This window comes from Streptantibioticus rubrisoli (genome assembly GCF_024436055.1).
In the GTDB taxonomy this organism is placed as follows: domain Bacteria; phylum Actinomycetota; class Actinomycetes; order Streptomycetales; family Streptomycetaceae; genus Streptantibioticus_A; species Streptantibioticus_A rubrisoli.
In genome coordinates this window covers 156,711-167,696 of sequence record NZ_JANFNH010000002.1, presented here as the reverse complement: position 1 = coordinate 167,696, position 10,986 = coordinate 156,711, and the positions used below count along the sequence as shown (strand labels likewise).

Annotated in this window: 10 protein-coding genes; 6 read left to right on the top strand and 4 right to left on the bottom strand. The window is 71.3% G+C overall.

Annotated features, from left to right (window positions below; translation table 11 throughout):
- The first annotated feature begins 25 nt into the window (after positions 1 to 25).
- The 3 genes from NON19_RS04065 to NON19_RS04055 all read left to right on the top strand — a co-directional run bounded on the left by NON19_RS04065 (position 26) and on the right by NON19_RS04055 (position 2,970).
- Positions 26 to 1,006 (top strand): PfkB family carbohydrate kinase, encoded by a 981-nt coding sequence (locus tag NON19_RS04065; protein WP_255925180.1) that lies wholly within the window; start codon positions 26 to 28, stop codon positions 1,004 to 1,006.
- A 75-nt stretch (positions 1,007 to 1,081) separates the two neighbouring features.
- Positions 1,082 to 2,092, top strand: coding sequence for an ATP-binding cassette domain-containing protein (locus NON19_RS04060; protein WP_255925179.1), 1,011 nt, complete (start codon positions 1,082 to 1,084; stop codon positions 2,090 to 2,092).
- Entirely contained in the window at positions 2,092 to 2,970 is an 879-nt protein-coding gene (locus tag NON19_RS04055) for an ABC transporter permease (RefSeq protein WP_255925178.1), read from the top strand. Before NON19_RS04060 ends, NON19_RS04055 begins: the two co-directional genes overlap by 1 nt.
- Here the strand turns inward: NON19_RS04055 and NON19_RS04050 are convergent.
- Together NON19_RS04050 and NON19_RS04045 are read right to left on the bottom strand one after the other, a co-directional pair.
- The gene (locus NON19_RS04050; protein ID WP_255925177.1) at positions 2,965 to 4,065 is read right to left on the bottom strand and encodes a type III polyketide synthase; all 1,101 of its coding nucleotides are present in this window, start codon (positions 4,063 to 4,065) and stop codon (positions 2,965 to 2,967) included. The two genes, NON19_RS04055 and NON19_RS04050, sit on opposite strands and share 6 nt — an antisense overlap.
- A gap of 197 nt (positions 4,066 to 4,262) precedes the next feature.
- Positions 4,263 to 5,333 (bottom strand): ATP-dependent DNA ligase, encoded by a 1,071-nt coding sequence (locus NON19_RS04045; protein WP_255925176.1) that lies wholly within the window; start codon positions 5,331 to 5,333, stop codon positions 4,263 to 4,265.
- Positions 5,334 to 5,399: 66 nt separating this feature from the next.
- Here NON19_RS04045 and ligD point away from each other — a divergent pair, with 66 nt between their 5' ends.
- Both ligD and NON19_RS04035 read left to right on the top strand, forming a co-directional pair.
- The gene (ligD, locus tag NON19_RS04040) at positions 5,400 to 6,407 is read left to right on the top strand and encodes a non-homologous end-joining DNA ligase (RefSeq protein WP_255925174.1); all 1,008 of its coding nucleotides are present in this window, start codon (positions 5,400 to 5,402) and stop codon (positions 6,405 to 6,407) included.
- A 242-nt stretch (positions 6,408 to 6,649) separates the two neighbouring features.
- The gene (locus NON19_RS04035) at positions 6,650 to 7,969 is read left to right on the top strand and encodes a phosphodiester glycosidase family protein (protein ID WP_255925173.1); all 1,320 of its coding nucleotides are present in this window, start codon (positions 6,650 to 6,652) and stop codon (positions 7,967 to 7,969) included.
- A 21-nt stretch (positions 7,970 to 7,990) separates the two neighbouring features.
- Here the strand turns inward: NON19_RS04035 and NON19_RS04030 are convergent, their stop codons facing one another.
- Positions 7,991 to 8,662, bottom strand: a complete 672-nt coding sequence (locus NON19_RS04030) for an alpha/beta fold hydrolase (RefSeq protein WP_255925172.1) — start codon at positions 8,660 to 8,662, stop codon at positions 7,991 to 7,993.
- Positions 8,663 to 8,674: 12 nt separating this feature from the next.
- Entirely contained in the window at positions 8,675 to 9,937 is a 1,263-nt protein-coding gene (locus NON19_RS04025) for a flavin-dependent oxidoreductase (RefSeq protein WP_255925171.1), read from the bottom strand.
- A gap of 86 nt (positions 9,938 to 10,023) precedes the next feature.
- Between NON19_RS04025 and NON19_RS04020 the strand changes: the two genes are divergently transcribed.
- A complete protein-coding gene (locus tag NON19_RS04020; protein ID WP_255925169.1) occupies positions 10,024 to 10,923 on the top strand; it encodes a LysR family transcriptional regulator in 900 nt (299 codons plus the stop codon).
- Positions 10,924 to 10,986 lie beyond the last annotated feature (63 nt).

Below are 10,986 nucleotides of genomic sequence, written 5' to 3'. Positions count from 1 at the left end.
CGCACCCGACGCCAAGGAACACACCATGACCCGGCCAGAACCGCCCGTGCTCGTCATCGGGGAGGCGCTCACCGACATCCTGTGCGGCCCTGACGGCAGCCGCGGCGCCCGACCGGGCGGCAGTCCGGCGAACGTCGCCCTCGGTCTGGCCCGGCTGGACCACCTGGTGCGGCTGGCGACCAGGGTCGGCCAGGACGACAACGGACGGGCGCTGCTGCGTCATCTGCTGGGCAGCGGTGTGCAGTTGACGGACGGCTCGGTGGTGCCGGGTCCCTCGCCGACCGCGACCGCGATGCTGGACGAGCACGGTTCGGCCACGTACACCTTCGACCTGCACTGGGACATCGCCCCGAGCACGCTTGAGCTGGTGCCCGGGCATCTGCACACCGGTTCCATCGCCACCGCGCTCTCCCCCGGCGCGCCGCGGGTGGCGGCGGCGGTGCGCGCCGCCCGGACGGTTTCCACCGTCTCGTACGACCCGAACCTGCGGCCCAGCCTGCTCGGCGGCGCCGAAGCGGAGCGGCCGCGGGTCGAGGCGTTCGTGGCGGCCAGCGACGTGGTCAAGGCCAGCCAGGAGGATCTGGCCTGGCTGTATCCGCGGCGGCGGCCGGAGGAGGTGGCGGCCGGGTGGGCGGCGGCCGGTCCGTCCCTGGTGGTGCTGACCCGGGGCTCGGCCAGCACGGGCGTGTTCTGGCGGGCGGGGCGGTGCGAGGTGCTGGTGCCCGCGGTGCCGGTGGTGGACACCGTGGGCGCGGGTGACGCGTTCATGGCGGGCCTGCTCAGCGGTCTGCTGGCGGCCGGGCTGCTCGGCGGCCTGTCCGCCGGGACGGACGCGACGCCCCGAACCAGGCTGCGGGCCGCGACCGCCACCCGGCGACTGGACGCCACCGTGGCGGCCGCCCTGGCGCGGGCCAACCTGGTGGCGGCGCTGACCTGCGGCCGCCCGGGCGCCGATCCGCCGACGCTGGCCGAGCTTGCCGCCCACCAGGCCGCCGTGCTGCCGTAGCGGCCGCGGTTGTACCGGCCGGACGCCGGGCGGACGATGGAGGGTACCCCGGGGCCTGACGCGGCGAGGTGAGCCATGGGGACGCCGGAGACGGAAGCGGTCCGTGCCGTACGGCGCGGTGCGGCGGCGGCCGACGGCCGGGAGCCGGTCATCCGTACCCACGGTCTGACGAAGGTCTACCCGAAGACCGACTTCGCGGCCGTGGACCGGCTGGACCTGTGCGTGTACCAGGGCGAGATCTTCGGGCTGCTCGGCCCCAACGGCGCGGGCAAGACCACCACGGTCGGGATGCTCACCACCCGGGTCGTGCCGACCGCGGGCGCGGCGTACGTCGGCGGCGTCGACGTCATCGCCCAACCCACGCTGGCCAAGCAGGTCATCGCCGTGGTCACCCAGCAGAACACCCTGGACCGGGCGCTGACGGTGTGGGAGAACCTGTACTTCCACGGTCTGCTGTTCGGCATTCCCGCCCGGCGGTCGCGACGGACCGCCGATGAGCTCCTCGACCAGTTCCGGCTGTCGAAGTGGGCCGACGCCTCGGTGTACGCGCTGTCCGGCGGCATGGCCCAGCGGCTGATGGTGGCCCGGGCGATCTTCCACCGCCCGGCCGTGCTGTTCCTGGACGAACCGACGGCGGGTCTCGATCCGCAGAGCAGGCTGGCCTTGTGGCAGGTTCTCGACGAGTTGATCGCCGAGGGCCAGACCATCCTGCTGACCACGCACAACATGGAGGAGGCCGACCACCTCTGCGACCGGGTGGCGATCATCGACCACGGCCGGATCCTGGCGCTGGACACCCCCGGCGCGCTCAAACGCGGCCTCGGTGCCGACACCGTGGTCACGGTCGCCACCAGCGGCGACCCCGACGCGCTCGCGGCACGGCTGCGCCGGGACATCGACGGTGTGGTGCGCACCCGGCTGGTGGACGGCCGGGTGGAGCTCCAGGTGGCGGGCGGCGACCGGATCCTGACCCGGGTGGTGGCCAGCGCCGAGTCCGGTGGCTTCCAGCTGGTCGACCTGTCGATCGCCGAGAGCACCCTGGAGACGGTGTTCATCAGCCTCACCGGAAAGGAGCTGAGGGACTGATGGCCGCGCCGAGCGCCCCTTCGGTACCCCGGATCACCGTGCGGCCGACCAGGTCCGCCGCGGCCGCCAGCCGCTCGGCGCTGGCGGCGCTGATCCGGCGCGACCTGACCGTACTGCGCAAGAACTTCGGTGAGTTCGTGGGCCGTACGCTGATGCAGCCGTTCCTGCTGGTGTTCGTGTTCCTCTACGTCTTCCCCACCATCGGCCAGGGCATCGGCTCCGGCGGTGGCACGGCGGGTGAGTCGGCGTTCGCCACTGTGCTGGTGCCGGGGGTGGTGTCGATCGCCATCATGTTCCAGGGCATCCAGTCGGTGGCCATCCAGATGTCCCAGGAGTTCGGCTTCACCCGGGAGATAGAGGACCGGGTGCAGGCCCCGTGCCCGCTGTGGCTGGTGGCGGTCGCCCGGGTGTTGTCCGGTGCGACCCAGGGTCTGATCTCCGCGGTCATCGTGCTGCCCATCGCGGCGGTGGTGCACGCACCGGGTGTGCACGCGCATCTGACGGTGCACTGGTGGATCGTGGTCACCCTGATTCCGCTGGCCTGCGTCACCATGACCTCACTCGGGCTGCTCCTGGGCACCACCTTCGAGCCGCGGAACATCGGTGTCATGTTCGGGTTCGTGGTGCTGCCGCTCGTCTTCCTCGGCGGCACCTACTACCAGTGGACCAAGCTGTCGCTGGTGCACATCGGCGGATTCCACTGGCTGCAAATCCTGGTGCTGGTCAACCCGTTGATCTACCTCACCGAGGGAATGCGCGCCGGATTCACCGGGGCGTCGCACATGCACCTGTACGTGGTCTATCCGGTGCTCATCGGTTTCTGCGCCCTCTTCCTCGGCCTGGGGCTGCGGAACTTCCGCCGCCGTGTGCTCTCATGACGGCGCCGCGTCGACCGCGACCAGGTCTTCCTCGTCGCCCGCGGTCGCGGCCGAGGTCCAACTGCCCAGTGCTATCTCGGCGGTGATTCCGGGACCGAATCCGGCGATCACCCCGCGCGCGGAATCCACCTGGGTGCCGTCCGCGAACATCCGCGCCATCGCGTCGAACACCACCGCGCTGGCGATGTTTCCGCGGGTCTCAAGCGTCTCCCGGCTGTAGCGGAACGCGGCGGGTTTCAGCGACAGCAGTCGGCACAGGTCGTCCAGAATACGCGGGCCGCCCGCGTGGATGATGTAGAAGTCGAGCCCCGACACGTCCCAGGAATGCTGTTCGGCGAGTGTGCGCAGTGCCGGGGCCAGCATCTCCATAGTTTTCGGAACGCGTTTGTCCAGCAGGAAGTGGAACCCGGTGTTGCGCACTCCGTAGGCGATCCAGTCCACCGTGTCCGGCACCAGATGGGAGCCGTTGCGCTCCAGTCGTATGCCGGTGCCGCCGTCGCCGCGCACCACGGCCGCGGCGATGGCGTCGCCGAACAGGCCGTTGGACAGCAGCGAGCCGACGCCCACGTCGGTGGGCTGGTAGCACAGCGAGCAGAACTCGCAGGCCACGATGAGCACGTTGGCGCCGGGATAGGCCAGGCAGAAGTCATGTGCCCGGTTGATCGCGGCACCGCCCGCCGCACAGCCCAGTTGGGCTATCGGCGTCTGCCGGGTGTCCGTTCTGAAGCCCATGGTGTTGATCAGCCAGGCCGTCAACGAGGGCATCATAAAACCGGTACAGGACACATAGACGATGAGGTCTATGTCCGCCGGGCGCAACTCGGCGTACTCCAGAGCCTGCTCGATGACCGGCGGTACGAGTCTTTTCGACTCCGCCTCGTAGAGCGCGTTGCGCTGGGTGAAACCCGGGTGTTTGAGGGTCTCCTCGATGGGCTGGACGATATGGCGGGTACGCACGCCGGTGTTCTCGATCAGCCTCAGCACCAGGCGGAGTTGCGGATGGTCCGCGTGCAGACTGCGGGCCAGTTCCAGAGTCTGCTCCATCGTGATGACATGCTCGGGAACACAGATAGCCGGTCTGCACAGGGTTGCCATGAGATCTCCGCTATCGAGCGCAGGGGGGCGGAAGGGCGTCCGGTGAGCTCACCGGTTTCACCAGGAGGCCGGTATGGCCTGCGGATACCGCCGAATCGATCCGCTGTTCCAGTCAATCTCATCGCGAGGCACCGCCGACCGCAACTTCGGGAAACGGTTCGGCAGGGTGCCGACGGCCACCGGGGGTTCCGTCCCGGTCACCGCGAAGGCCGCGCCAGCAGCCGCGTCAGGTCGTAGCCGACCGGCTCCTCCAACTGCTCGTACGTGCAGCTGTGCGGCGTCCGATCGGGCCGCCAGCGGCGGAACCGGGCGGTGTGCCGGAAGCGCGTCCCCTCCATGTGGTCGTAGGCCACCTCGCACACCCGATCCGGGCTCAGCGGCACCCAACTGAGGTCCTTGCCGCCGCTCCACCGGCTCGGGCCGCCGGGCATCCGGGTCGTGGCCTGCGCCTCCTCGTCGGCCCAGTCCGCCCACGGATGGCCTGACACGTCGTCCAGCCGCAGCGGCGCCAACTCCTCGACCAGCGCCTTGCGGCGCGCCATGGGGAACGAGGCGCACACCCCCACGTGGTGCAACCGGCCGCCGCTGTCGTAGAGCCCGAGCAGCAGGGAGCCGATCACCGGCCCGCTCTTGTGGAACCGGTACCCGGCGACCACGCAGTCCGCGGTCCGCTCATGCTTGATCTTGAACATGACACGATCCCCCGGCCGGTACACCTGATCGAGTGGTTTGGCGACCACCCCGTCCAGACCGGCGCCCTCGAACTGCCCGTACCATTCGCGGGCCAGCGCCTGGTCGGTGGTCGCGGGTGCGGTGTACACCGGCGGCTCCGCGCCCTCCAGGGCCGTCACCAGCATGCGCCGCCTGGCCTCCTGCGGCGTGTCCAGCAGTGCGTCGTCGCCCAGCGCCAGCAGGTCGAAGGCGACGAGCGAGGCGGGCGTGCGCTCGGCCAGCGTGCGCACCCGCGAGGCGGCCGGATGGATGCGTTCGAGCAGTTCCTCGAAGTGCAGCCGCCCGTCGTGGGCGATCACGATCTCCCCGTCCACCACGCAGCGCGGCGGCAGCTGCGCGCGCACCGCGGCCACCACCTCCGGGAAATAGCGGGTGAGCGGCTTGCCGGTGCGGCTGCCGATCTCCACCTCGTCGCCGTCCCGGAAGACGATCGCCCGGAAGCCGTCCCACTTGGCCTCGTACTGCATGCCCGGCGGGATGTCCGCTACCGACTTGGCGAGCATCGGGGCGACGGGCGGCATCACGGGCAGGCGCATACTCCGATGCTGCGGCCCAGCGGGCCACCGCGCGCGGCGACGGCGCGCAGAACCTAGCGTGGAGCCATGGCAGAGGCCGTCGAGCTGGAAGTCGCCGGACGCGCGGTAAGGCTGTCGAACCCCGACAAGCTGTACTACCCGCAGCGCGGCTTCACCAAGCTGGACGTGGCCCGGTACTACCTGGCGGTCGCCGACGGGGCGCTGCGCGGTCTGCGCGATCGGCCCACCATGTTGCAGCGCTTCCCGGACGGCGTGGAGGGCGAGTCCTTCTACCAGAAGCGCGCCCCGAAGAACCTGCCCGACTGGCTGCCCACCGCCAGGATCACCTTCCCCAGCGGCCGGTTCGCCGACGAGGTGTGCCCCACCGAGCCGGCCGCCGTGCTGTGGGCGGCCAACCTCGGCTGTCTGACCTTCCACCCCTGGCCGGTACGGCGCTGTGACACCGAGCACCCCGACGAGCTGCGCATCGACCTCGATCCGCAGCCGGGCACGGACTACCAGGACGCGGTGCGCGCCGCGTACGGGCTGCGCGAGCTGCTGGCGGAGTACGGGCTGCGCGGCTGGCCGAAGACCTCCGGCGGACGCGGTGTGCACGTCTACGTGCCGCTGCTGCCGCGCTGGACGTTCACCGAGGCCCGGCGGGCGGTGATCGCGCTGGCCCGGGTGCTGGAGCGGCGGATGCCCGAACGGGTCACTTCGGCTTGGTGGAAGGAGTCGCGCGGGGAGAAGGTGTTCGTGGACTACAACCAGATGGCCAGGGACCGCACCATCGCCTCGCCCTACTCGCTGCGCGCCCGGCCGCGCGCGACGGTGTCCACCCCGCTGCGCTGGGAGGAGCTGTCGCAGGCGGTGCCGGAGGACTTCGACCTGGCCACGGTCCCGGTGCGGTTCGCCGAACTCGGCGACGTACACGCGGACATGGCCGAGCACGCCTTCGGTCTTGAGGCCCTGCTGGAACTCGCCGAACGGCAGGCCCACGACGAGGGCCTCGGCGACATGCCCTACCCCCCGGACCACCCCAAGGCCGAGGGCGAGCCGACCCGGGTACAGCCCAGCCGGGCACGCAAGCGCTGAACGGCCGCGAGCGAGGCGGCGTTGGCCAACCCGGTTGACCGGCCGGGCCGTTGACCAACCAGAAACCACAGCACGCGCCGTCCCGCAACTCCTGCGCCGCCAACGCGGCGACCCGGTCCGCCATGTAGGCATATCACAGCTAATCAGCATGAATTCGCGGGTATTCCTCTGGATGTCCTGTATCCGATGAGTACTTGGGGAAAGTCGTGGCCAGTTGTGCGTGCCGTCCGCGGGCGGCGTGGGTGTCCTTGGTCCTGGCCGGTGTACTGAGCACCGGAACCGGTGTGATCAACGCTTCCGCCGATGGCGCCGTGCGTTTGCGTTTCACCGAGCGCTTCCAGGTCTCGCCCGGCATCGAGTACCGGGCCTTCACGGTGCCCGCCGGGGGCGGTATAGCCAACGGCCATGTGCTGATCGCCGATCTCAACGACCGCCGGGTGCGGGTGGGCCTGTTGCGGCCCGGGGCGGTGGCGGCACGGGACACCGTGTCGCGGATGGCCGACGCGCAGGGCGCGGTGGCCGGTGTCAACGGGGACTTCTTCGACATAAAGGGGGCGACGGCGACCGGTGCCGCCGTCGGTCCGGCGATTTCCGAGGGCGTGGTACTCAAGGCCGCGGCGCCGCGCAGCCAGCGCATGGGGCCGCGGTTGCCCCGGGGGGCCTCCGAGGAGGACGTGATCGGCATCGGCACCGACGGGGTGGCGCGTCTGGACCGGGTGTCGGTGACGGGTTCGGTCAACACCGCACACGGCACCCTCGCACTGCGCGGCTTCAACCAGTACGCGATTCCGGAGGGCGGCGTCTCCGCCTTCACCGACCAGTGGGGCAAGGCCTCTCGCTACCGCGCGGTCTGCGGCCCGCGCGCCATGGGGTGCGGCGCGGACACCTACGAGGTGACGGTGCGCGGCGGTCGGGTCGACTCGGTGTCGGCCCAGCCCGGTTCCGGGCCGATCCCGCATGACACCGTGGTGCTGGTCGGCCGGGAGGGCGGCGCCCAGGCGTTGCGGCAACTGCGCGTTGGCGACCGGGTCGACGTACAGCACCAGCAGGCCGGATACCCCGCGACCACACCGCCGTTGACGATGGCCGCCGAGATGGTCGCCCAGACGGGCACCGCGCCGACCGGTCTGGCGCAGACCCTGCGGCAACTGGCCGAGCACGAACAGGAGGCGCTGGCCCAGCAGTTGGCCAGGGTGCAGCCGCGACCGCTGCGGTTCGCCATAGGAGCGGTGCCGATCCTTCGCGGCGGCCGCCCGCTGCACGACCTGGACGACCGGCAGAGCGCGGTACGGGCTGGCGCGGGCTACGGGGCCGGTGGCCGCCGGCTGTACCTGCTGGCGCTGGACGGCAGTCCGCAGGGCCACCACGGCATGACGCTGACCCAGTTCGCCCACGCGATGCGGGAGCTCGGCGCGGACAACGGGGTCGACCTGGACGGCGGCGGATCGGCGACCCTGGTAGCCCGCAGCCCCGGGAGCGACCGGGTGACCGTGCGCAACCATCCGGCCGACGGCACCGAGCGGCTCGTCCCCGAGGGCATCGGGCTGTTCTCCCAGCCGTAACCGGCATGGCCCCGCCCGGGGTTACCGCTCGGCCACGTCCAGCAGGATCTTCAGCAGGTCGTCCGCCCCGTCGCGCATGACGTTGTGGCCGGTCGGCAGGGCGTGCGTGCGCCACGCGGGGTCGCCGTGCAGCCGCTCGTGGAAGCGGGTGAAGGGGCTGTCCTGGAACTCGCTGGCCCACACGTAGTCCCGGCGCCGAACGCCTTCCAGGGCACCGGTGAGCCGGATCCGCTGGAGCAGCGAGGCGAGCGGGTGCGCGGTGGTCCGCGGATCGAAGAAGTCCAGCGGGGCGAGCGCGAAGCCGGTCTCGGCGGAGCCGCTCATGTACCACTCGTGCTGCCAGTCATTGGTCAACGTCCAGCAGGAGTCGCCGTCTTCGGGGACGAACGCGTCCACGTAGACCAGCGCGTCCACGCGTTGCGGCACTCGGTCGGCGGCCCCGGCTATCACCATTCCGCCATAGCTGTGGCCGACCAGGACCGCGTCCTCGATCCGCTCGTCCTCCAACAGCCGCACCACGTCCTCGATGTGCGTGTCAAGGTTCACCGAGGCGCTCAGCAGATGGGCGCGGTCGCCGATTCCGGTCAGGGTCAACGCGTAGGCGTCATGGCCGTGTTGCCGCAGCTCGCGCGCGGTGGACTGGTACCACCAGCCGCCGTGGCAGGCACCGGGGATGAGCACGTAGGTCGTCATGGCCGGTACTCCTCAGTGTCGTGTCGGGGTCAGCGAGGCGCGGTCGTTGAGCGCGGCGACGTCAGCGCCGGTGGTGTCGCGGTAGGTGTCGGTGATCGTGCCCAGCATGCCGGAGCGGGTCAGCTCCCCTGTGCTGCGGGTGGCCGCCGCCCTACCGGCCTGGTGCATCCGCCGGTTGGCGAGCACGACGGCGTCGGTGGTCGGGCGACGGGACCGCTCGTAGCGGGTGAGCGCGGTCAACGGCTCGTGGCTGGTGGCGAGTTCGTAGGCCAGGACGCGGGCGTCGACGATGGCCTGGGATGCGCCGTTGGCGCCCACCGGATACATCGGGTGGGCCGCGTCGCCCAGCAGTGTCACCCGGCCCCGGCCCCAGGCCGGGAGCGGGTCCCGGTCGACCATGGGGTACTCCAGGATCCCGGCGCTTGCCCGGATCAGGCCGGGCACGTCGAACCAGTCGCACGTCCAGTCGGCGAAGTGCGGCAGTACGTCGGCGGCGGGCACCGCACGGTTCCAGCCCGCGCTCTCCGGCAGCGGGCCGGGGTCGGCGACCTGGACCATGGCCACCCAGTTGAGCAGCGCCCGGCCCTGTTCGGCGGCGCGCCGGGATATCGGGTAGGCGAGGAACTGCACGCCCCGCTCGTCGTGCGCGATCACCATCGAACGCCCGGTGAGCATCGGCTCCGCCTCGGTCACCCCGCGCCACATCCGGACCCCGGACCACAGCAGCGGCCCTTCGCCCGGGTGCGACCGGGCGCGCACTACCGAGTTGACCCCGTCCGCGCCGACCAGTACGTCCGCCGTCAGCTCGACACGTCGTCCGGTCGCCCGGTCGACCGCCCGCGCGGCCACCGCGTCCGGGGTCCGTACGAAGTCCTCAAGCCGCGTTCCGGTGCGCACCGCGTCCGGGCCGAGCCGGTCGCGTACCGCGGACAGCAGCAGCGCCTGCAGCTCACCACGGTGCACCGAGTACTGCGGCCAGTGGTATCCGCGCTCGCGGCCGCGCGGTTCGGTGAATATCCGGGTGCCGAACCGGTCGACGTAGACGGTCTCCGCGGTGGCGATGGCGGTGGCGGCGAGCTGGTCGTCGAGGCCGAGTTCCGTCAACTCCCTTACCGCGTGCGGCTGGAGGTTGATCCCGACCCCGAGGGACCGGATCTCCCGCGCGCTTTCGATCACGGTCGTCCGGATTCCGGCGGCGTGCAGGCTCAGCGCGGCGGTCAGCCCGCCGATCCCGGCTCCCACCACGAGAACGTGCGGGGTGTGGGGCTTGTCCATGGTGGCCCTCCCTTCTGGAACCACTCTGCGCGCCGCGCGATCAGAAGTCCAAGATCTAGATCAACTGATTGTTAGAATGAGCAGTTATGGAACTTCGGCAGTTGGAATACTTCGTGGCCGTCGCGGAGGAGGCGGGCTTCACCAGGGCCGCCGCCAGGGTCCATGTCGCTCAGCCGGGGGTGAGCGCGCAGATCCGCCGACTGGAGCGGGAGCTCGGCCAGGAGCTGTTCGACCGCTCGGGCCGCACCGTCCGGCTCACCGAGGTCGGCGCGGCCGTACTGCCGTACGCCCGGGCCGCGTTGGACGCGGTGGCCGGGGTGCGGCTGGCCGTTGACGAACTCACCGGGCTGGTGCGCGGGCGCGTCGCGGTGGGGGTGGTGGCCTCCAGCGCGGCGCTGGACCTGCCGGACCTGCTGGCCGGGTTCCACCAGCGGCATCCGGACGTGGAGATCACCCTCTGCGAGGCGAACTCCGACCGGCTGGTCGAGTCACTGCTCGCCGGACGGCTCGACATCGCGTTCATCGGCCTGGGTTCCACGACTCCGCAGGGCGTCGAAACCCAGGTCGTCGCCGACGAGTTGCTCGTCGCCGCCGTCAGCCACGACCACGACCTGGCCGCACGGCGCGCCATCCCGGTGACCGGTCTACGGGACCTGCCGCTGATCAGCCTTCCCCCGGGCACCGGCCTGCGCTCCCGCCTTGACGAGGCATGCACGGCGGCGGGCTTCCAGCCCCGCATCGCCTTCGAGGCCAGCGACCCGCAGGTCCTGGCCCAACTCGCCGCCAGGGGCCTGGGCGTGGCCGTCCTCCCCAACTCCCTGGCCACCGCCCGCGCCGCCCACCTGCACGCCATCCGCATCACCCACCCCGAACTCCACGGCCGACTGGCCCTGTCCTGGCGCACCACGGGCCCCATCAGCCCGGCGGCCCGGGCGCTCATCCGTCACACGCGGGCGATGCTGGGGACCGCGGGGCGCGGCGAGTGAGATCCGCGCCGCGGTTCCCCGGCGTCCCGCATACGGGTGCCCAGCGGTTTGCCGCCGCCGTCG